This is a genomic window from Paenibacillus sp. G2S3 (assembly GCF_030123105.1).
Lineage (GTDB): Bacteria > Bacillota > Bacilli > Paenibacillales > Paenibacillaceae > Paenibacillus_AQ.
The window spans coordinates 5,053,919-5,076,216 of record NZ_CP126095.1 but is presented as its reverse complement, the minus strand read 5'-3'; the positions used below and the strand labels follow the sequence as shown (position 1 = coordinate 5,076,216).

At 45.8% G+C, this 22,298-nt stretch carries 22 protein-coding genes and 1 other annotated feature; of the genes, 20 read left to right on the top strand and 2 right to left on the bottom strand.

Annotation, left to right across the window (positions count from 1 at the left end):
* Nucleotides 1–21 precede the first annotated feature (21 nt).
* From ftsZ to QNH28_RS22300, 13 genes are all read left to right on the top strand, one after another.
* A complete protein-coding gene (ftsZ, locus tag QNH28_RS22360; RefSeq protein WP_283908602.1) occupies nt 22–1,143 on the top strand; it encodes a cell division protein FtsZ in 1,122 nt (373 codons plus the stop codon).
* A 275-nt stretch (nt 1,144–1,418) separates the two neighbouring features.
* Entirely contained in the window at nt 1,419–2,366 is a 948-nt protein-coding gene (gene spoIIGA / locus QNH28_RS22355; RefSeq protein WP_042194361.1) for a sigma-E processing peptidase SpoIIGA, read from the top strand.
* 91 nt (nt 2,367–2,457) lie between these two features.
* Nucleotides 2,458–3,180: an RNA polymerase sporulation sigma factor SigE gene (gene sigE / locus QNH28_RS22350; protein WP_028530613.1), complete on the top strand. Its 723-nt coding sequence runs from the start codon at nt 2,458–2,460 to the stop codon at nt 3,178–3,180.
* 78 nt (nt 3,181–3,258) lie between these two features.
* A complete protein-coding gene (sigG, locus tag QNH28_RS22345) occupies nt 3,259–4,041 on the top strand; it encodes an RNA polymerase sporulation sigma factor SigG (protein WP_189024991.1) in 783 nt (260 codons plus the stop codon).
* A 212-nt stretch (nt 4,042–4,253) separates the two neighbouring features.
* On the top strand, nt 4,254–4,589 hold the full coding sequence (locus QNH28_RS22340) for a YlmC/YmxH family sporulation protein (protein WP_283908601.1): 336 nt from the start codon (nt 4,254–4,256) through the stop codon (nt 4,587–4,589).
* A gap of 131 nt (nt 4,590–4,720) precedes the next feature.
* Nucleotides 4,721–5,578, top strand: coding sequence for a peptidoglycan editing factor PgeF (gene pgeF / locus QNH28_RS22335; protein ID WP_283908600.1), 858 nt, complete (start codon nt 4,721–4,723; stop codon nt 5,576–5,578).
* A 3-nt stretch (nt 5,579–5,581) separates the two neighbouring features.
* Nucleotides 5,582–6,268, top strand: a complete 687-nt coding sequence (locus tag QNH28_RS22330) for a YggS family pyridoxal phosphate-dependent enzyme (protein ID WP_283908599.1) — start codon at nt 5,582–5,584, stop codon at nt 6,266–6,268.
* Nucleotides 6,269–6,279: 11 nt separating this feature from the next.
* Nucleotides 6,280–6,720 carry a cell division protein SepF gene (locus QNH28_RS22325; protein ID WP_042190833.1) on the top strand — a complete coding sequence of 147 codons (441 nt, stop codon included), beginning with the start codon at nt 6,280–6,282 and terminating at the stop codon, nt 6,718–6,720.
* 34 nt (nt 6,721–6,754) lie between these two features.
* Nucleotides 6,755–6,994: a YggT family protein gene (locus QNH28_RS22320; protein ID WP_283912239.1), complete on the top strand. Its 240-nt coding sequence runs from the start codon at nt 6,755–6,757 to the stop codon at nt 6,992–6,994.
* 9 nt (nt 6,995–7,003) lie between these two features.
* Complete coding sequence (locus QNH28_RS22315; RefSeq protein WP_283908598.1) at nt 7,004–7,786, top strand: YlmH family RNA-binding protein; 783 nt, start codon at nt 7,004–7,006, stop codon at nt 7,784–7,786.
* Nucleotides 7,787–8,013: 227 nt separating this feature from the next.
* Complete coding sequence (locus QNH28_RS22310) at nt 8,014–8,526, top strand: DivIVA domain-containing protein (RefSeq protein WP_076299650.1); 513 nt, start codon at nt 8,014–8,016, stop codon at nt 8,524–8,526.
* A gap of 224 nt (nt 8,527–8,750) precedes the next feature.
* Nucleotides 8,751–9,025, top strand: a binding site (T-box leader).
* A 381-nt stretch (nt 9,026–9,406) separates the two neighbouring features.
* Nucleotides 9,407–12,499, top strand: a complete 3,093-nt coding sequence (ileS, locus tag QNH28_RS22305; protein ID WP_283908597.1) for an isoleucine--tRNA ligase — start codon at nt 9,407–9,409, stop codon at nt 12,497–12,499.
* Nucleotides 12,500–12,835: 336 nt separating this feature from the next.
* On the top strand, nt 12,836–13,126 hold the full coding sequence (locus QNH28_RS22300) for a DUF5665 domain-containing protein (protein WP_371915735.1): 291 nt from the start codon (nt 12,836–12,838) through the stop codon (nt 13,124–13,126).
* Nucleotides 13,127–13,130: 4 nt separating this feature from the next.
* Here QNH28_RS22300 and QNH28_RS22295 read toward each other — a convergent pair whose 3' ends face one another.
* Both QNH28_RS22295 and QNH28_RS22290 read right to left on the bottom strand, forming a co-directional pair.
* Nucleotides 13,131–13,379 (bottom strand): hypothetical protein, encoded by a 249-nt coding sequence (locus tag QNH28_RS22295; RefSeq protein WP_283908596.1) that lies wholly within the window; start codon nt 13,377–13,379, stop codon nt 13,131–13,133.
* A gap of 175 nt (nt 13,380–13,554) precedes the next feature.
* On the bottom strand, nt 13,555–14,280 hold the full coding sequence (locus QNH28_RS22290) for a TraR/DksA C4-type zinc finger protein (RefSeq protein ID WP_283908595.1): 726 nt from the start codon (nt 14,278–14,280) through the stop codon (nt 13,555–13,557).
* Between the two features lie 246 nt (nt 14,281–14,526).
* Here QNH28_RS22290 and lspA point away from each other — a divergent pair, with 246 nt between their 5' ends.
* From lspA to carA, 7 genes are all read left to right on the top strand, one after another.
* Nucleotides 14,527–15,039 carry a signal peptidase II gene (gene lspA / locus QNH28_RS22285; RefSeq protein WP_283912238.1) on the top strand — a complete coding sequence of 171 codons (513 nt, stop codon included), beginning with the start codon at nt 14,527–14,529 and terminating at the stop codon, nt 15,037–15,039.
* The gene (locus QNH28_RS22280; protein WP_283908594.1) at nt 15,032–16,003 is read left to right on the top strand and encodes an RluA family pseudouridine synthase; all 972 of its coding nucleotides are present in this window, start codon (nt 15,032–15,034) and stop codon (nt 16,001–16,003) included. The genes lspA and QNH28_RS22280 overlap by 8 nt, the downstream gene beginning before the upstream one ends.
* A gap of 206 nt (nt 16,004–16,209) precedes the next feature.
* Entirely contained in the window at nt 16,210–17,463 is a 1,254-nt protein-coding gene (locus QNH28_RS22275; protein WP_283908593.1) for an LL-diaminopimelate aminotransferase, read from the top strand.
* A 671-nt stretch (nt 17,464–18,134) separates the two neighbouring features.
* Entirely contained in the window at nt 18,135–18,698 is a 564-nt protein-coding gene (gene pyrR / locus QNH28_RS22270; RefSeq protein ID WP_042130202.1) for a bifunctional pyr operon transcriptional regulator/uracil phosphoribosyltransferase PyrR, read from the top strand.
* A 4-nt stretch (nt 18,699–18,702) separates the two neighbouring features.
* Nucleotides 18,703–19,608, top strand: coding sequence for an aspartate carbamoyltransferase catalytic subunit (locus QNH28_RS22265; RefSeq protein ID WP_283908592.1), 906 nt, complete (start codon nt 18,703–18,705; stop codon nt 19,606–19,608).
* Nucleotides 19,609–19,718: 110 nt separating this feature from the next.
* Entirely contained in the window at nt 19,719–21,002 is a 1,284-nt protein-coding gene (locus QNH28_RS22260; RefSeq protein WP_283908591.1) for a dihydroorotase, read from the top strand.
* Nucleotides 21,003–21,119: 117 nt separating this feature from the next.
* A complete protein-coding gene (carA, locus tag QNH28_RS22255; protein WP_042190808.1) occupies nt 21,120–22,298 on the top strand; it encodes a glutamine-hydrolyzing carbamoyl-phosphate synthase small subunit in 1,179 nt (392 codons plus the stop codon).

Here is a 22,298-nt window from a genome sequence, read left to right as displayed (position 1 = left end):
TTGAGGGGGAGATGGAACAATATGTTAGAATTTGATTTTGAAATGGAGAGCTTGGCGCAAATAAAAGTCATCGGCGTGGGCGGCGGAGGTAGTAATGCTGTCAACCGAATGATTGAAAATGGCGTTCAGGGTGTAGAATTTATTACGGTTAATACAGACGCCCAAGCGTTGCATATGGCCAAATCGGAGCACAAGCTGCAAATCGGGGACAAGCTTACCCGCGGGTTGGGTGCAGGAGCTAATCCTGAAGTCGGTAAGAAGGCAGCGGAAGAATCCCGTGACTTGATCTCTAATACCCTTAAGGGCGCAGATATGGTGTTTGTTACTGCAGGGATGGGTGGCGGTACAGGAACAGGTGCAGCACCAGTTATAGCTGAAATTGCTAGAGAGTGTGGAGCCTTGACTGTGGGTGTAGTTACTCGCCCGTTCACTTTTGAAGGAAGAAAACGTTATAACCAGGCAATGCTTGGAATCGAAGCTTTGAAAGAAAAAGTCGACACGCTAATCGTCATTCCAAATGACCGTTTGCTTGAGATCGTTGATAAGAAAACACCGATGTTGGAAGCTTTCCGTGAAGCAGATAATGTTCTCCGGCAGGCTGTTCAAGGTATCTCTGACCTAATTAAGGTTCCTGGTCTGATTAACCTTGACTTTGCGGATGTAAAGACGATCATGACAGAGCGCGGTTCAGCGCTTATGGGTATTGGTATTGCAAATGGTGAGAACCGTGCATCTGAAGCAGCACGTAAAGCCATCATGAGCCCACTCTTGGAAACGTCTATTGAAGGCGCCCGCGGCGTAATCATGAACATTACGGGAGGATCTAACCTCTCCCTATACGAAGTCAATGAAGCGGCTGAGATCGTTACATCCGCCTCTGATCCTGAAGTGAATATGATCTTTGGTGCGATTATTGATGAAGGCCTGAAGGATGATATCAAAGTAACAGTAATTGCTACTGGCTTTGAACATAAACCATCGCCTGAAACTCCAGGACGTCGTCCGGTCTCGACGAATAACGAGCCTGCGGCAGCACCGGATAAGAGTTCAGCTAATTTACGTCCATTCGGCAATCAGAATACTTCTGACCAGCTCGATATTCCGACGTTCCTGCGTAATCGTAATCGGGGCAACAATGACTAATTAAAGAGAATCAAGATTATACGAGAACACCGTATCGCTTAGCTGACTAGCTATAGCGGTACGGTGTTTTTTTTTGAAATAATAGAGCCAAAAAATTCCATGAAGAAGGAATAAATCCTCACGCGCTATAACTCGACAAAAAAACCGCAAGAATGCCCCCCAAGTTTAGACAGACTTTGAATGCGAGACTTTCTATACTAATCATATCGTCCAAAAAACAGAGCCTGATCCAATTTGGCTAGAGGATAGATTCCGCCATTAAGCAGGTGAATGCACTGGTTGTTTATATTGACTTGATATTCGCCGCCAATCTAGTGATCGACGGAATTCTTTTGTGGCTGACAGGCTGGATGGTTAAGCTGAGAATCTCATGGTGGCGTTTAATCCTCTCAGCTCTCGTTGGCGCACTGTATGTAGTGATGATGTTTGTACCGGAGCTGTCTTTCATGTATACCTTCCTTATCAAGTTTGGATTGTCGGTGGTTATGTTATGGATTGCCTTTGGTTTTGGGAGTCTGCAAAGCTACCTTCGTACTATGGGAGCTTTCTATATTATCAATTTTGCAGCCGCAGGTGGAATTGTTGGTATTCACTATTTGCTGCAGAGCTCCAGCGACATTTGGAATGGTATTATGTTCACTGCTTCAGGAGGGCATGCCTACGGCCTAAAGATCGGCTTCTGGTTTGTCATTGCAGTATTCCCCCTGGTGTTAATCTGCTTCAAGGCAGTGCATTCTTCACGAATCAGAAGGGAGCAGCTTGAAACCTATATCGGTGAGGTGGTTGTTGAAATTGATGGTGTAAGTGTTTCCTGTCCTGGCCTGTTAGACACAGGTAATCGTCTCTGTGATCCTTTGACCCGCATACCGGTGATGGTGATGGAATCGACGCTCTGGGAGGGGCATCTGCCTGCTGCATGGAAAGGGAGACTCACTCAGGATGGTGCGGACAGACTTTTGCTAGAAACGGACGGGCAGTCGTTTGCTTGGCAGGATAGGATGCGACTAGTACCTTACAGGGGGATTAACCGAGGGGCATCATTTATGCTCGCACTGAAGCCAGACCTTGTGACGATAAAGCTCGGTGAAGATATCTTTTATAGTAAAAGAGTCTTAATTGGGCTGGATGGCGGGACACTCTCAGGAGATGGAGCCTATCGGGCGGTCATACATCCGGATTTAACGCAAAAAGAGAGCGCCACTGATGCAGCACTACCTTCCTAATCTTTAAAGCTAGCTGAACCAAACTTCTGATGGCTGAAAGCGGGAATTGAAAGCTTCATACGCTAACCGTGTACTTCTTGGAGGAGGAACAATAATGGTCAAATGGAAAATTGCTCTGCAGCTGCAATATTACCGCATGCTGTTTCTACTGGGGCTGAAGAGTCAGGAAATCTATTATATCGGCGGGAGCGAGGCTCTACCTCCACCGCTGACACGGGAAGAAGAAGAGTATCTGCTTCAGCGGCTATCTAGCGGCGATGCTGCTGTTCGTGCGATGCTGATTGAGCGTAACCTGCGCCTCGTAGTGTATATCGCTCGTAAATTTGAGAATACCGGAATCAATATTGAAGACCTGGTTTCGATAGGGGCTATCGGATTAATTAAGGCGGTTAACACATTTGATCCCGAGAAAAAAATAAAACTAGCTACTTATGCATCACGTTGCATAGAGAATGAAATTTTGATGTATCTGCGGCGTAATAGCAAGACACGGAGTGAGGTTTCTTTTGATGAGCCTCTTAACATCGATTGGGATGGTAATGAGTTGCTGCTCTCAGACGTATTAGGGACGGAAAATGATACCATTTATCGGAACATTGAAGAACAGGTCGACCGCAAGCTGCTGCAAAAGGCGCTGGAAAAGCTGAGTGAACGGGAAAGACTCATTATGGAGCTGCGATTCGGACTGCGTGGAGGCGAAGAAAAGACACAAAAAGATGTGGCGGATCTGCTCGGCATTTCCCAATCTTACATTTCTCGTCTGGAGAAACGAATTATTAAGCGGCTGCGTAAGGAGTTTAACAAGATGGTGTAAGGTGAAATTAGCAAGGAATAAAATGGCCAACCCGGGAGATAATGTACAGTAATGTTTCTCCTTGGGAGGTAAATCATCATGACCCGAAATAAAGTCGAGATTTGCGGTGTGGATACTGCTAAGCTGCCTGTTCTAACGAATGTGGAAATGCGGCAACTGTTCACTTCGCTGCAGCAGCAGGGCGAGCGATCCGCCAGAGAGAAATTGGTAAATGGTAATCTTAGGCTCGTTCTAAGTGTTATCCAGAGGTTCAATAATAGGGGAGAATTTGTTGACGATTTGTTTCAGGTGGGCTGCATCGGACTGATGAAAGCCATCGATAATTTCGATTTATCACAAAACGTTAAGTTCTCCACATATGCAGTTCCGATGATTATTGGTGAGATCCGCCGTTACTTGCGTGATAACAATCCGATTCGAGTATCGCGTTCACTCAGAGACATTGCTTATAAGGCGCTGCAGGTACGCGATAGTCTGACCAATCAGAATTCGCGGGAACCGACGATATTCGAAATCTCTGAAGCACTTGGTGTACCGAAGGAAGATGTAGTCTTTGCCCTTGATGCTATTCAGGATCCAGTGTCCTTATTCGAACCGATCTATCATGACGGTGGCGATCCTATTTATGTAATGGACCAGATTAGCGATGATAAGAATAAGGATGTGTCGTGGATCGAAGAAATCGCCTTACGTGAAGCGATGCGAAAGTTAGGTCAAAGGGAGAAACGAATTTTATCTATGCGGTTTTTCGAAGGGAAAACTCAAATGGAAGTCGCAGATGAGATTGGTATCTCACAGGCACAGGTCTCACGTCTAGAAAAATCTGCGATTCAGCAAATGCAAAAGTATGTGAAGTCTTAAATCGTCTGAAGTGAGGAGATATCTAGAATCCGTTATAAGGATTTTAGATGATCTCCTCTTTTTAATGTTTCAGGAAGTATATATTGGGGGCCCCGCAAAGTACCTGAGTAAGCCTCGAAGCATAGCCTCACTTTGTGGGGATATTTCATGCATGTGGCCAAGCTTTCATAACATATATTGGACTATAGGTCTGATTGTACAGGGGTGGTGAGATGAACGAGGATTATTTAGGATCAGCCAAAAAAATGAAAATCTCTGATTTTCAGACTAAGGACGTTATTAACATTGTGGACGGTAAGCGGCTGGGCCAAATCAGTGACTTAGAGCTTGATTTACGCCGAGGTGTTATTGATGCCATCGTAATTCCCGGATACACTCGGTTTATGGGATTGTTCGGTGGAGGAACGGATCTGATTATTCCATGGCGAAATATTGTCAAAATCGGGTCTGATGTTGTGCTTGTGAAGATTGAAGAATCAAGAATGCCTCAAGGGCAGGACGAGCGAGAAACGATGTATTTGGAACGAGGCGAACGGCGCACTTATTAATTAGGTGCGTTTTTTGTTTTTTATAAAAGTTCGAAATGGCATGGCTTAAAAGTTAGTAAATTTAGCTTTCTAGCTTAAACAGCATTTTGTGGGGGTATTTACATGTGGTACACTAAGGCGGAGGTGAGGATATGGAACCGTTTGTGCAGGGGAAGGAAACACTTATGCTGCTCCATCTGGAGCCTTGGCGTGAGGAGCATAAAGAAATTACAGCAGGTTTTACGGGTAGACAGGGAGGGGCTAGCAAAAAGCCTTATGACAGCCTGAATTGTGCATTTCATGTTGGGGATGCTCCGGAAGATGTCTTAACGAATCGTAGGGGGCTTGCGGAAGCTCTTGATTTCAAGCTGGAAGCTTGGACCTGTGGAGAACAAACCCATGGAGCAGAAATAGCAGTGGTAAGGGAAGCTGATCGTGGTCGGGGTCAAAAGGATAGAACCTCGGCATTTCAGACAACCGATGGTTTGCTTACGGATGTACCGGGAGTTTTGCTGACTTCTTTTTATGCAGATTGCGTGCCTCTTTACTTTTATGATCCAGTGCACCAAGTCGTCGGTCTTGCGCATGCTGGTTGGAAGGGAACTGTGGCCCAGATTGCAGCAGCTATGGTGAGTAAAATGGAGACCATTTACGGCAGCCACCCGCAGGACATTATTGCAGCGATCGGACCCTCCATTGGTGACTGCTGTTATGAAGTGGACGATTATGTGATGAAGCATGTCCGCCAATTGGAAGGTGATCTGAGTAAGTCAACAGAAACAGCCGGTACTGTGGAGCTGTACAGAACATCTGACACAGATGAGAACAAATACATGCTAAACTTGAAAGAAATGAATCGACGCATTATGATTAAAGCAGGAATATTGCCGACTCATATCGAATGTACATCTTGGTGTACAAGCTGTAATCAAGAATTGTTCTTTTCTTATCGTAAAGAAAATGGGGTTACAGGCAGGATGACGAGCTGGATCGGAATAAAGGAGAGTTGAAAGTTGGCTTTAACACTGCAGGAGAGAATTGCTGAGGTAGAGGAACGTGTAGCACGTGCCTGCGCGGCAAGCGGCCGGGAACGAAATGACGTCAAGGTAATTGCAGTGACGAAATATGTTTCTCTGGAAATGGTGTCCTCCGTATTGGAGGCAGGCCTAGAGCATATTGCCGAGAGTCGCTGGCAGGATGCTGAGCACAAATGGAAGGTTTTAGGGGACCAAGGGACATGGCACTTTATCGGGCATTTGCAGACCAATAAGGTTAAAGACGTTATTGGCAAGTTTCAATATATACATTCTTTGGACCGGATATCCCTGGCACAAGAATTACACAAAAAGGCGATTGCCGCAGATCAAGAAGTGAATGTCTTTCTTCAAGTAAACATTTCTGGAGAAGATACGAAATTTGGTCTGTCGCCTGAGGCGGTACCTGGATTTTTACGTGAAATTGCTAGTCTCGACCGTGTAAAAGTAATTGGACTAATGACGATGGCGCCTTTAGAAGGTGATCCGGAGCTTACCCGCCCTGTATTTCGCGGACTTCGTGAGCTGCGCGATGAGCTCAATCAACTTGCTTTGACACCTGAGCCGATTACGGAGCTTTCAATGGGAATGTCGAATGATTTTGAGGTGGCGATACAAGAAGGAGCTACCTGGGTACGCCTGGGTACGGTGTTAGTAGGCCATTAGGAGGGATCGTGATGAGCGTTATGAACCGATTTATGAGTTTTTTGGGCTTGCAGGAGGAAGAAGAAGTTGTGGAGCGGGAGCAAATCCACGAAGAGGATGAGTATGAGCCAGCCCCTGTCGAAACCCGCAAAAATCAAAGGGGCAACGTTGTCAGTATCCATTCGCAGAAGAATGTAAAAGTTGTACTTTATGAGCCACGTTCGTACGATGAGGCTCAGGAAATTGCGGACCATCTCCGTTCTCACCGGACGGTAGTGATCAATCTTCAGCGTGTCCGTAATGATCAGGCAATGAGAATTATTGATTTTTTAAGTGGAACCGTTTATGCCCTTGGGGGAGGAATCTCTAAAATTGGGGGCAATATATTTATGTGCACGCCAGATACCGTTGAAATTCAAGGTGCCATTACGGAAATCCTAGGTGACGATCCAGACTATAACAGAATGAGGTGAATGAGCTTTGCCCCAAATTGATTACATTATTGATATGCTATTTAATATTTATCTTTTCATGATTATTTTCTACGTACTGATGTCGTGGTTACCAAACGTTCGTGAGAGCTTTATCGGAGAACTGCTAAGTAAGCTTGTTGAGCCTTATTTGACACCATTTCGTCGGTTTATTCCGCCACTATTTGGTACGCTTGATATTTCCCCGATCATTGCACTATTCGTCCTGGAATTTGCGGCAGGTGGACTCAAATCCATTTTGCACTTAATTTTTTAGGCAGAAGTGATGAAGACAGAAGTTTACGGGCATTTTCATCCCGATGAAAGACAATTTGTGGACAAGGCTTGGGAATGGGTTACCCATGCTGGAGAATATCATGAGACGAAACTGACCGAATTTCTAGATCCGCGCCAAGGATTTATTCTGCAAAGTCTGGTTAACCGCCATCCGGACGTTATTGTCAGATGGGAAGGCGGCCACCCTGAGGCAGAGCGGAAGCGAGCACTCATTGCACCTGATTATCGTGATCTGGATCATGAGGACATGGAGCTGAGCGTTCTTGCGATAACCTCTGGTGAGCAAAAGTTTTTGGCGCTAGAGCATGGGGACTACATGGGCTCTATACTGGGTCTTGGAGTAAAACGTGGAAAAATCGGTGATATTCATGTTCTGGACGATGGTTGTCATGTGGTAGTAGCTGCAGATATTGCAGATTATTTAGCCATGAATTTAACTGGAGTACACCGAATACAGGTGAGCACGGAGGTATTGCCACTTTCTGCCTTGCGTAATAGTGAGGTGAAGCTGGAAATGATGGATTTGACTGTAGCGTCCCTACGATTGGATGGCATTGCCGCAGATGTAACACGGCTGAGCCGAAGCAAAATTCTTGCTCCCATCAAGGCTGGGCGCGTTCGGGTAAATTGGAAAGTGGAAGAAGACCCTTCCTGCGGACTTAAAGATGGTGACATGGTATCTATTCAAGGATTTGGTCGATTCAAGGTTCTAGAGGTTGGTAGTTTGACGAAAAAGGGCCGATACCGTGTTCAGGTTGGTAAATTTGTGTGAATCCCTTGCAGGAATCCGGCTTTACTTGTCGAAATTGATTATTTCGAGGGAATCAAACATTTTTAAAGCAGGACGCCGATATTTTATAAAAGAGGCGAACCATGAATGGCAGTTGGAACGTCGATACATCCTCTGCCTTTACTTGAAGTACAGTCTTTCTTCTTTGTCTGCTGCGCAGGTATGATTCAGAGACTTAGAAGGTCCGAAATTTCTAGGAGGTGCACAGCATGCCATTAACACCGCTCGATATACATAACAAGGAGTTCTCTCGGAGACTTCGCGGTTATGATGAGGACGAGGTCAACGAATTTCTGGATCAAGTAATTAAGGATTACGAAAGTGTCATCCGTGAGAACAAAGAGCTGCAGAATCAGCTGTTGTCTATTCAAGAGCGCTTGGATCATTTTGTGAATATTGAAGAGAGTTTATCGAAGACGATCTTAGTCGCTCAGGAAGCAGCGGATGATGTGAAGAACAACTCCAAGAAGGAATCGCAGCTCATTATCAAGGAAGCGGAAAAGAACGCGGATCGGATTATTAACGAAGCGTTATCCAAATCCCGTAAGGTTGCTATTGAGACTGAAGAATTGCGTAAGCAAGCTTCGATCTATCGCACTCGTTTCCGCACATTGGTGGAAGCACAGCTCGAGCTGTTGTCACAGGATGACTGGAATGCCTTGGAGAGTCGTGAGGCAAGCGAGAGCGTAACTTTTAAGGATGATGTTCTACATCGTATCTAATGCATTATGATGAATGAATGCTGATTTGGTTTGTGATTATATAATTTCATACTAAAATCGGCTAAATAGAGGGAGTTATTCCCTCTATTTTTATTTTTCGCTAAAATCGATCATAATAAAGTATTCCGCCTGCACAGGTATACTCCAAATGCGGATTTCGCTAGCGGTTGTTGACATTTAGACTTAAAAAGTCTATAAATAGAACATATCTGTATAATGTTTATATGTATTCGATGACGGGACAAGTACGACAAGGTAACGTTCTCCAGAGAGTCGGCGATTGCTGAGAGCCGATTGTTCGAACCCTGCCGGAAGATCTTCCCCTAGAAGTTAAGCTGAAGCGTTGATCGTGCGTAAGCTTAGCCGTCTGCCGGACGTTACACCGGACCTGTGCATGAGATTTACGCGCAGGACTGAGATTGTGCTGAATACACTCCCCTTAAGGATGTGCTCATGCGCAGAATTAGGGTGGTATCGCGAGCGTCGTCTCGCCCCTTTGGGGGTGGGATGACGCTTATTTTGTTGTTCCGGGGTGGCCATCCCCCTAAATCCCCTTTTCTAAGGGGGACCCCAAAGGGCTGCCGCCCTCTGGACACCCGCAATGTAAAGCCTCGTGCAAACGGGTACGGTGGTGGAAGCGAACGGACTCATGTGGCTGAAGGAGCGGCCCTTCTTAGGCTCCCCTGGCGGGTTCGCCTGCGGGGCCTTCACTGTTAGAGCAGACCGGCGTTTCACTCGCCATCCCTATGGCCCCCGAGCCAGTGCTGCCCTACGGGATCGCGGCTCGGGTGCCCGGCAAAGAAGCGGCAACTGCTGCACCCGGATCGCCCAAGGATCGAAAGAGCTTTAAAGACTAAACCATGGAAGGATTGACCATCACATGCAAAAAGTAGATGTCAGAGAAAAAGCACGGGCAAGAGATGTCCGCATACTGAAGAAATGGAGCGACGAAAATACGTTCCGTAAATCCATGGAGAATCGTGAAGGACGTCCGAACTATGTATTTTACGAAGGTCCTCCAACAGCGAATGGTGCACCGCATATCGGGCACGTGCTGGGCCGTGTAATCAAGGATTTCATCGGTCGTTACCAAACGATGAAAGGTTACCGCGTGGTACGTAAAGCGGGCTGGGATACACATGGTCTGCCAGTAGAACTAGGCGTACAGAAGAAGCTTGGCATCTCCGGTAAGCAAGAGATCGAGGAATATGGCGTAGAAAAATTCATTCAGGAATGTAAAGATAGCGTCTTTGGCTATGAGAAGCAATGGCGCGAGTTTACAGAGGGGATCGGATACTGGACGGATCTAGATAATCCTTACGTAACCTTGGATAATACCTATATCGAGAGCGTGTGGAACATCTTGGCTACGGTGCATGACAAAGGGCTGCTCTACCGCGGACACCGCGTTAGTCCTTACTGCCCAAGCTGCCAGACTACTCTAAGCTCCCATGAAGTAGCCCAAGGCTACAAGACTGTCAAGGATCTCAGTGCGACTGCAAAGTTCAAGATGGATGACAGCGGAGACTACGTATTGGCTTGGACGACAACACCTTGGACCTTGCCAGCCCATATGGCACTAGCTATGAACCCGGACATGGATTATGTACGTGTACAACAAGAAGACGGTGTGTACATCGTTGCCAAGAACTTGGTGGAAGAAGTAATGAAAGGCGAGCACACAGTCCTTTCTACACATAAAGGTTCCGAGTTTATCGGCAAAACTTACGCACCTCCATTCGGATTCATCAAGGCAGAGAAAAGCAATGTCATCGTAGGTGCTTCCTTCGTTACAGATTCCAGTGGTACAGGGATCGTGCACATGGCACCAGCGCATGGTGAAGATGACTACAAGACTTGCCGCGAGAATGGCATCAGCTTCGTGAACGTAGTTGATAATTCTGGTAAGTATACAGATGTAGTGTCTGATTTTGCTGGACGTTTCGTAAAAGATTGCGATCTGGATATCGTTAAGGTGTTGTCTGAAAAAGGACTACTTTACGGCAAAGAAAAATATGAGCACAGCTATCCGTTCTGCTGGCGTTGTGATACACCACTCTTGTACTATGCAACAGACAGCTGGTTCATCAACACTACATCGATCAAAGATCAGCTGATTGCTAACAACAACAGTGTAGATTGGTACCCTGAGAATGTACGTGAAGGTCGTTTCGGTAAGTTCTTAGATGAACTGGTGGACTGGAATATCAGCCGTAATCGTTACTGGGGTACACCGCTTAACGTTTGGGTATGTCAAGAAACGGGCAAAGAGTTCGCTCCACACAGCATTGAAGAACTGAGAGCAATGGCTATCGGCGATGTTCCTGAGGATATCGAGCTGCATAAGCCTTTTGTAGATAAAATCAAGCTACGCAGTCCTTTCAGTGAAGGTGCAGAGATGGTTCGCACACCAGAAGTTATCGATGTTTGGTTCGATAGTGGTTCGATGCCATTTGCGCAAAGTCATTATCCATTTGAGAACGAGGATAAGCTGAATGATCAATATCCAGCGGATATGATCTGTGAAGGGATCGACCAGACACGTGGATGGTTCTACAGCTTACTAGCTGTGTCTACCTTGTTTAAAGGTAAAGCTCCATATAAAGCAGTAATTGCTCACGGTCATATCCTTGATGAGAATGGGCAAAAAATGTCCAAATCCAAAGGCAATGTTATTGATCCTTGGGAAATCATGAACGATTACGGCACGGATGCTTTCCGTTGGGCGATCCTATCTGATAGTGCACCGTGGAATAACAAACGTTTCTCTCGTGGTCTTGTAGGGGAAACCAAATCTAAAGTTGTAGATACACTGGTGAATACGCATGCGTTCTTGACGCTTTATGCAGGCATCGATGGTTATGATCCAGCCGATCATCCTTTTAAAGTATCGGAACATAAGCTGGACCGCTGGATTTTGTCCCGTCTGAACAGCTTGATTCTTTTGGTGGACAAAGGACTTGCGGCAAATGACTTCGTGAATACATCTAAAGCCATTGAGAACTTTATAGATGAGCTGAGTAACTGGTATATCCGTCGTTCCCGTGACCGTTTCTGGGGTAGTGGTCTAGGTGAAGATAAGCTGGATGCTTACCGTACACTGACCCATGTGCTTTTGAAGACAGCGTCTTTGATGGCTCCATTTACACCGATGTTGTCTGAAGATATCTTCACGAACCTTGGCGGTGGAGAAAGTGTGCATTTAGCAGATTATCCGGTTGCTGATGAGAGCTTGATCGATAAAGAGCTGGAAGAGGATATGGAAAGTGCAAGACAGATCGTTGAGCTGGCGCGTAACGTTCGTAACGAAACAGGCATTAAGAATCGTCAACCGCTGTCCGAGCTGATCGTTTCGATGAACCGTGACTTCCATTTGGCTGAGTACGAAGAGATCATCAAAGACGAGATCAACATCAAGAACATCGTGCTAGAGAATAGCGACAGTGGATTTGTTGACTTCACACTCAAGCTGAATCTTAAAGTTGCCGGTAAAAAATACGGTAAAAACGTCGGCTTCCTGCAAGGCTTCCTGAAAGCTTTGGACAGTGACTCTACCCGCAAAGCGGTGCAAGATGGCTCAATCACGATTGCGACACCAGAGGGAGAAGAGCTGGTAATCACTTCCGAAGAGCTGCTCGTAGAAAAACAAGCCAAAGCAGGCTTCGCTGCAGCTTCCGGTTATGGAATTACGGTTGCGCTCAATACCGAAATCACACCTGAGCTTGAGCAAGAAGGCTGGGTTCGTGAGATCATTCGTGCGGTTCAAGATTACCGTAAACGTCTGGATCTACCGATCGAAAAACGGATCGCACTCACGCTGAATGTAGATGATGAGCTTAAAACAGCGGTTACAGCGTTTGAGAATGTACTACGCGACAATGTACTTGTGACTACGGTTGATTTTGGCGGAGAGCACGCTTTTGAAACGGTAGATGTCGGTGGTAAATCCATCGGTATCCATATCGGAGCGTAAATCTGCATTACCTGTCCCAAAACAGCATATACTAGCGGCACAAGTGTAAACAGAGAACTTCTGTTTATGCGGGAAATATAGTCTTTATATTTCGTCCGCAAAAATAACGAGCCTCGTGCTCAAAGAGATTCATTCTCTTTGACCGGGCTCGTTTACTTTGTGACGAGTGTAGGACGTATGAGAGGAGCTGCGGCTGTGGAGGATCAGAAGAGCAGAATCTCCATAAAGACATCCGGCAACAAGAATGACCCGGACAAGGGAGCGGAGAAGCAGATCATTCCTGAAGCGAACCCTGAACGTTTGACAGCAGATCATCGCAATCCAGAAGACATTCCACTGGAAGAAAAAATGAATACAATGTATCGATTAACCTTTGAATGGGCCCATATCTTAGAGAAATCACGAATTTATCAGTATACGGAGCTGTTATATTCACCTTGGACTCTAATTTGGAAAAATATTTTATATGGAGCGGCTCGTGGAGTAGGGATCGCGCTAGGCTTTACTTTTTTTGCGGCAACGATCATCTATGTTCTTCAGGTACTTGGAGCATTGAATCTACCGATTATCGGAGATTATATTGCGGATATTGTACGAATTGTTCAACGTCAGCTGGAATTCAAATAGCTTTTTAAGGCGTAGCTGTCTTTACTTGGTTTGTAGGAGAGAGTGGGGTTCGGTCAATTTTCTTTGGTGGATTTACCCAGCCTTGGGCTTCTATGTTTCTCCCGAGTCCGTACCGTTCCTTCTTTAATCTTTGGAGAGGGCTGCGCTGCTTTTTTTCCTCGTGTATGATGCGTAAGCCTCTCATTAATAATAAATATCGTCGGTCATCTTCATGACTGAGCTGCTGTACATTTTTAAAATAGTCGTGATTCATTACGGTACACTCCTTGTATGTCGGTTTCATCATCCATTAGATCAGTTTAACAGCTAAATCTGAACATTTTCTTAACAAAATGAAGTAGAGCTGAAAAAACAAAAAAAACAGCGGGCCATTCCACAATGAAACTGGAACCGCACGCTGTTCATTTTTCTTGTGGGGGACAATGCTTTTACTCCTCGCCTTCGAGCGGATCAAGCATGTAACTTCCCTCGCCACTATCCTTATAACGCTCGTAGCTACGTCCCGGTACTACAACTACATTGTTGCCCGTAATATCAGTGGCGATAAAGTTCTCCCAAGGCTCTACGCAGCCTTCAAGCTCATCGGCTTCAATCTCCATATCATTATAAGAGTCAATATTGTTGCCTTCCGCCATGGCGGGAGTATTCGAGGTGCCCCAGCTTTCTACAATCTGCCAGGCATCCTCACCGTCAAAGCCGTTTTGATCCTCTCGCTCATCGAGACTCGTACGCCCAAATGGAGGAGACAAAAATTCTTCTTCAATTGGCCGAGTAAAAGGTGCATTTTGACGTGGAGCGTGCTCTTTACAATAAAGCGTGGAGGGAATAGCAGACAGACGCTCAAAAGGAATCGGCTTACCGCTAGCCTTACATATCCCATAGGTGCCTTCATCCATAGCGGTGAGAGCAGCATCAATGTCATCCAGCTCATGCTCGTCCCGCTCTAGCAATGAAATATCCATGGAGCGATTATACAAATCTGTGGCTGCATCCCCAGGATGGTTATCATTCTCGGAAAGTTCTCCGGTGCCATCCCGCATGGATTCCTGTAAGCCGTAATGTTCATTATTCTGAAGCCTGTGCTGAATAGTATCACGATCTTTTTCTAATCGGGCGCGTAGCTCTGAGAGCTGCTGTACTGTCAGGTGCGTCATGATGAGTAAGCTCCTTTCTGTACTTTTTTGAGAATCCTTCCGACTCACCGATTTGCACCGGATGGTTCTTTGTTAGGTTGACCTGAGAGGCGTTATTTTAGCGATGGAAAATAGTCCCCAAGATTAAGCACTGGAGAGATGTCACGCAATAGACGATCTTCTAAGGGCTGTGCTACAATATACAAGTCTTATAACAGTATTCGTACCGCATTTAGCGGGAAAAATAAGAACGGAGTGACAACTTCTGTGGTGTACTATTTGATTGCTCTTATTGTATTTTTGGTGGATCAGGGAACGAAATATCTCATTGCCACACGTCTGGAGATTGGGGATCAGATTCCGGTTATCGGGAATTTCTTCCTAATTACCTCACATCGTAATCGCGGGGCTGCTTTTGGGATTCTACAAGGTCAGCAATGGTTCTTCTTTTTAGTTACGGTTGTAGTGGTTGCAGGTATCGTTTGGTACTTGAACAAAACTAGACATTCGCGGAAGATGCTGTCTGTTGCCCTTGGACTTGTTCTGGGTGGAGCGATAGGTAACTTCCTCGACCGGATGATTAGTGGTGAGGTTGTTGATTTCCTTCTGTTTAATTTTGGAAGCTATAGCTTCCCGATTTTTAACGTTGCGGATTCGTGTATCGTCATTGGGGTTGGGTTGATTCTATTGGACTCCTTCCGCGATCTTAAGAATGGTGAAGAAATCACGGAAATCAAAGAAGTAAAAGAAGCAAAGGAAGTAAAAGAAGGGAATGAATGATTTGAACAAAGACGTCAATCAACAAGCGGCATCTACGAGCGAAGAAGAGAGGGACGTCACGGAGTGGACCGTTTCGGCGGAGAACGCGCGGGAGCGAATCGATAAATATATCACGGAATCTTGGGAAGAGGATATTTCTCGTTCTCAGGTACAGCTGTGGATCAGTGGTGGCCATGTTACGGTTAATGGGGCAACCGTGAAAGCTAATTATAAGCTCTCAGAAGGCGATGTAGTTTCCATTGTCGTTCCTGAAGCAGAAGTGACGGATTTGATTCCGGAGAATATCCCTCTTGATGTTGTCTATGAGGACAGCGATGTCATTGTGATTAATAAGCCACGTGGTATGGTTGTGCACCCAGCAGCTGGGCATCCGTCAGGCACTTTAGTGAATGCACTGATGTATCATTGCAAGGATCTGTCCGGTATTAACGGTGAGATTCGTCCAGGTATTGTACATCGTATTGATAAGGATACCTCTGGTCTTATTATGGTGGCTAAAAATGATGCTAGTCACGCATCACTCGCAGCACAGCTTAAGGAGCACAGTGTAACGCGCCGCTATATAGCAGTTGTACACGGTAATTTGTCGCATGACAAAGGAACGGTTGACGCTCCGATCGGTAGAGATCCACATGATCGCAAGCTATACACTGTAACGGAAAAGAACAGCAAGAAATCTGTGACCCATTTTACGGTGATGGAGCGGTTCGGCAATTGTACACTGCTGGAGCTGCAGCTAGAGACTGGGCGCACGCATCAGATTAGAGTGCATATGAAATTCATTGGTCATCCGCTTGTGGGCGATCCGATTTATGGACGCAGCAAAGGAACAACTATGAATGGACAAGCGTTACATGCGGCGGTGCTTGGATTTATTCATCCTACAACAGGTGAATATAAAGAATTCAGCAGACCTATTCCGGAAGACATGGAAGAAGTTCTGTTCACATTGCGCAGCAGATAAGTACAAATGAAGTGATAATTAGTCTATGGTATTGAACTCTGCTTTCCATCATATTTAATAACATAAGGATAAAGAGAAGGTTATGCCTTATTCTTTATCCTTATTTTTTATCACAGAAACGGATCTCTAGAAACATAAGCCATCCAAGGGACGGCGAAGCCGTTTCTTCTAAATTAGAGTAGATAGCCAGGAGATGAGATGACAGTATGAGTATTGAACAATACCAAGACAGCTTCATTCAGACTAATTTTGCAGACCGCATCGGCGGTGCGAACTACGGTAAAGATACCTCGATTTATAAATTCGAGAAAATCAAACGTGCCAAAGCATCCGCGAAACAGGATTTTCCTGATATTGAATTGATCGACATGGGCGTAGGCGAACCAGATGAAATGGCTGATGCAGGTATCGTGGCTAAGCTTGCTGAAGAAGCAGCGAAGGAAGAAAACCGTGGTTATGCGGACAATGGAATTGCTGAGTTTAAGACAGCTGCTGCTGAATATTTGCGGGAAGTATTCCGTGTTGAAGGCATTGATCCTGTTACAGAGGTAGTTCACTCAATCGGATCTAAGCCTGCGCTGGCGATGTTGCCTTCTTGCTTCATTAATCCAGGTGATATTACGATCATGACGGTGCCGGGTTATCCAGTGCTGGGTACACATACTAAATACTTGGGTGGACAAGTATTTACAGTAGAACTGAAGAAGGAGAATGACTTCCTTCCAGATCTGAACGAAATTCCGGAAGAAGTTGCTCATAAAGCGAAGCTTCTTTACTTGAACTATCCAAACAATCCAACGGGCGCTAGTGCGACTCCTGAGTTTTTTGCTAAGGTAGTTGCATGGGCTAAAAAATATGATGTAGTCGTTGTCCACGATGCACCATATGCGGCCCTGACCTATGACGGTTTGAAGCCACTTAGCTTCTTGTCAGTTCCGGGTGCGAAGGATGTTGGCGTGGAACTACATTCCCTGTCCAAGTCCTATAATATGACAGGCTGGAGAATCGGTTTTGTGGCTGGTAATCCGCTAGTAGTTAAAGCCTTCAGTGATGTGAAGGATAATAACGATTCCGGTCAATTTATCGCGATTCAAAAAGCTGCGGCTTACGGTCTTGCTCATCCAGAGATTACTGAAGCGATTGCTGCCAAGTATTCTCGTCGTCACAACCTGTTGGTTGATGCACTGAACAGCCTCGGCTTCCAAGCTGAAAAACCAAAGGGTTCCTTCTTCCTTTATGTTGCAGCACCGAAGGGTGTCAAAGGTGGTCGCCGTTTTGAATCTGGTGAGGATTTCTCGCAATTCCTGATCCGTGAGAAGCTAATCTCCACCGTGCCTTGGGATGATGCAGGTCCGTTTGTGCGTTTCTCTGTTACCTTTATTGCTAAAGGGGAAGAGGAAGAAAGACGTGTCATCTCTGAAATTCAAAGACGCCTAAGCGATGTGGAATTTGAATTTTAATCTTTAATTAGAAAATGAAGCTAAGCTGCCTGGGGAAACCTTGGGCGGCTTTTCTTTTATGTGATGGCTTGTCTACTGTGGATTAGTCTATTGTGGAATAGATCTACTGTAAGATAGGGAATTCCCCCCTCTATTTCAGCTTATTTGGTTGGAATCAAGCAAATCCTTTAATTTATAGGGAGGAATTCCGCATATCCCGATCATAATGACTATTATGGCCTGATTATAGGGAGGTTTTCCCTGTATTACCCTTTAACACGCAATCTCTGTTTTACTTTCATAGTTGAAGTGAGCAGGGAAGTTAATCCGGGTAGAAAATACGGAAATATAAGCAATATGCAACGATACCGCCTTCCTCTTGTTGTTAATAGAAGCAGGCTTGGAAAGTGTTGTAGTCTAGGCAGATAAAGTTGACATGCAGGGTTTGTTCTGTCATAATTCTCATTAAATGAATAGCGCCTTTAATTCAGTCCTGTGAGGCTGGCAAGGTAACGTGAATCGAGGTTCGCGACTCTTAGAAAGGTATCCGTGTGTATACACCGGACTGTCTTTTTATGCGCGCGGCCATCATCTTCTTCATCTGCGGATTTCACTCCTTGCCTGTTATAGGCAAGGAGTTTTTTGATTTCCAGGAACTTGAACAGGCGAAACAAGTGGAGGGTGACAAGATTATGGTTACTGAAAAAAATGTAATTATGGACGAAACGGCGATCCGCCGGGCATTATCGCGTATTGCTCATGAGATTTTGGAGAAGAACAAAGGGATTGAGAATTGTCTGCTGGTCGGTATTCGGACACGAGGCGTATATCTGGCACAGCGCATCGCTGAGCGTATCAAGGAAATTGAAGGCGTCGAGATTCCTTACGGCGAACTCGACATCACGCATTATCGGGATGACCGTGAAGTAGGAGGCAGTGAAGCGGTAGTGAAGAGTAACGTCATTATTACTTCTGGCAGTGATGGCATCCATGATAAGAAGGTCATTTTGTTCGACGATGTGCTTTACACCGGACGCACGATCCGCGCGGCGATGGACGCTCTGATGGATTGCGGACGCCCACGAATGATTCAACTGGCAGTACTGGCTGACCGTGGACACCGCGAGCTGCCGATCCGACCAGACTACATCGGTAAGAATGTACCTACCTCAAAGCATGAGCAGATTGAAGTGGCGCTGAAGGAATACGACGGCAAAGACGAGGTCTACATTATTTCAAACCGGGAGGAACGATAACATCATGACACTTACCAAGGTAAAGGAACGTAGTCTGCTGGGAATAAAAGAGCTTGATCGGTCGGAAATTACTGAGCTGCTGGAAAGAACAGCATTTTGGGACAATCAAAGTGAGAAGCTAACTCCCATTTTGAACTCGCATTTTATTTCTAATATGTTCTTTGAAAACAGCACACGCACACGCTTCTCTTTTGAAATGGCAGAGAAACGACTGGGTGCACAAGTGCTTAATTTTACAGCTGCAGCTTCTAGTGTAGAAAAAGGGGAGTCGATCTACGATACAGTACGCACACTGGAATCGATGGGGATCGATGCCGGAGTTGTGCGTTTGAAGCCTGCAGGTGTGCTGCAGCAGTTAGCTGAGAAGGTGTCCATACCGCTTATTAATGCGGGTGACGGCAACAATGAACATCCAACTCAAGCGCTGCTTGATCTTTACACTATGAGCAAAACATTCGGAGATTTAAAGGGTCTCACGGTTTCTATTATCGGGGACATCATGCATAGCCGGGTAGCACGCTCCAATCTGTGGGGACTTACAAAGCTAGGGGCTAAAGTGCAATTCTGCGCACCGGAGAATATGAAGGCTCCTGAGCTTATGGAATACGCACCTTATGTAACTATAGAGGAAGCTCTTAAAGCAGATGTGGTCATGATGCTTCGTGTGCAGCTGGAACGCCATTCTTCTGGCATCGTACTTTCCGCGGAAGATTACCGCAGACATTATGGTTTAACGGAAGAACGCGCAGCAAAGCTCGCAAAAGATACAATCATTATGCATCCAGCTCCGGTTAACCGGAATGTCGAGATTGATGATGCAGTTGTAGAGTGCAGTCAATCAAGGATTTTCCCGCAAATGTCTAATGGGGTGCCGGTTCGGATGGCGGTACTCGAAAGAGCTTTACTATAAAGTTAAAAGAATGATGATGAATAAGGACTAATAAATATACACAAACATGAATTTTTATTATATAATAATGAGAGGGCCCGCAGCCGGGATCTGAGGGTAAAGGTAGAATCATGACAATGATTATTAGAAACGCCAGCGTATTGAATAAGGAAGGCTTGTTAGAGCGGAAACATATTGTACTTGAAGAAGGTGTTATCTCGGCCTTAATCGATGGAAATGAAGCTGCTCCAGAAGCTGGAGAGATCATTGATGCTGAAGGCAAGCTGCTCATTCCAGGACTCATTGATATGCATGTGCACTTACGCGAACCGGGATTTGAACACAAGGAAACAGTGGAAACCGGAAGTCGCTCGGCTGCCAAAGGCGGATTTACAACCATAGCTTGTATGCCTAATACCCGTCCAGTAACAGATACGCCGGAAATCGTACAATTTGTGAAAGACAAGGCGCGTGAAGCAGGACTAGTTAAAGTACTTCCTTATGCGGCCATTACGAAAAATGAGCTCGGACGTGAGCTGACTGATTTTGCGGCGCTTAAAGAAGCTGGAGCGATCGGTTACACCGACGACGGCGTGGGCGTGCAAAGTGCTCAAATGATGAAAGATGCAATGAACATCGCCGCAGCACTGGATATGCCTGTCATTGCTCACTGCGAGGATAATTCACTGGTTGAAGGCTGCTGTGTAGCCGAAGGTGAGTTCGCAAGAAAGCATGGCCTGAAAGGAATTCCAAATGAGTCAGAAGCCATCCATGTTGGACGCGATATTTTGCTGGCTGAAGCGACAGGCGTTCATTACCATGTATGCCATGTAAGTACTGAACAATCGGTGCGACTGATTCGCCAAGCGAAAGAAATCGGTATTAAAGTAACTGCTGAAGTGTGTCCGCATCACTTGCTGCTCTCTGAAGAAGATATTCCAGGCCTTGATGCCAATTGGAAAATGAACCCGCCGCTACGCTCCCGCCGCGATGTTGAGGCATGTATCGAAGGTTTGCTAGACGGCACACTAGATATGATTGTTACGGATCATGCACCACATAGTGAGGAAGAGAAGGCTAAAGGCATGCAACTTGCACCTTTTGGTATCGTTGGATTCGAAACAGCATTCCCACTACTATACACAGCGTTTGTAGCAACTGGGAAATGGGATTTATCCTTACTAGTACAAAGAATGACCGCTGATCCTGCACGGGTATTCAGACTGAACACTGGTGTGATGGATATCGGAGCTCCTGCAGATTTGACACTGATTGATCTGGAGCAGGAAAAAGAAGTAGACCCAGGATCTTTTGCAAGTAAAGGACGGAATACTCCTTTTGGTGGCTGGAAGCTTAAGGGCTGGCCAGTAATGACATGGGTAGACGGCAAAGCCGTATGGACTGAGAAAAACTAGCGGACTGGTGGGGCGGAGTTGCTGATCTTTACGGAGCAGCGATTGTGTACACGTACACTCCGGAAGGCTTGTAAGGCATAAGCATTAGACTACAGAAACAAGAAGGAGTGGAATGGAATGCAGGCGAGATTGCTGCTGCAAGACGGAACTTTATTTACAGGTACCGCATTTGGCGCTGAGGGCGAAAAGACAGGCGAGGTTGTTTTTAATACAGGAATTACAGGATATCAAGAGGTGCTGTCTGACCCTTCATATTGCGGACAAATCGTTACAATGACTTATCCATTGATCGGGAACTACGGGATTACTCGGGATGACTTTGAATCTGTTCGACCTTTCGTACACGGCTTTGTAGTGCGTCGTCATGAAGAGGTACCTAGTAACTGGCGTGCTGAATATAGTGTGGACGATCTGCTAAAAGAATACGATATTCCAGGGATCAGCGAGATTGATACTCGGATGTTGACTCGGATTATTCGCCACTACGGAACAATGAAAGCCATCCTGACTACCTCTAACAAACGTGTAGAGGAACTGATGGAAATGATGGGAAATACTACGATTGAGGAATTGCGCAATCAGGTAGCTCGTACATCAACTGCAAGTTCGTACAGCAGCCCAGGCAACAAAGAAAGAATTGTGCTTGTGGATTACGGTGCGAAGGCTGGTATCCTACGTGAGCTTAACGAACGTGGTTGTGATGTTGTCGTGGTGCCACATGATGTTAAAGCGGAAGAAGTTCGCCGTTTGAACCCAGATGGTATCCTATTGTCCAACGGCCCTGGGGACCCGAAAGATGTACCTCATGCTGTTAAGACGATTTCTGAATTGCTTGGTGAATACCCGATCTTCGGCATCTGCCTAGGCCATCAGTTGTTTGCACTTGCTTGTGGAGCGGATACAGAGAAGCTGAAATTCGGTCACCGCGGTGGGAATCACCCTGTGAAGGAACTGGAAAGCGGACGCTGCTTCATCACTTCCCAGAACCATGGTTATACCGTGAATGAGGAATCTGTGAAGAACACTGAACTAGAAGTTACTCACATCAATAATAATGATAAGACTGTTGAAGGAATTAAACATACACGTTACCCAGCGTTTTCGGTGCAATATCACCCGGAAGCGGCGCCAGGACCGCATGACAGCAGCTACTTGTTCGATCGCTTCCTGCAATTGATTGCAGATCATAAAGCAAAGACACCTGTTGTTTCACGTCAGGCACAACTTGCGGCAAACGCCAGAATCACGGCGCCAAAAACTAACTTACAGCTTGAAGCCGTGAAAGGAGCTCTATAA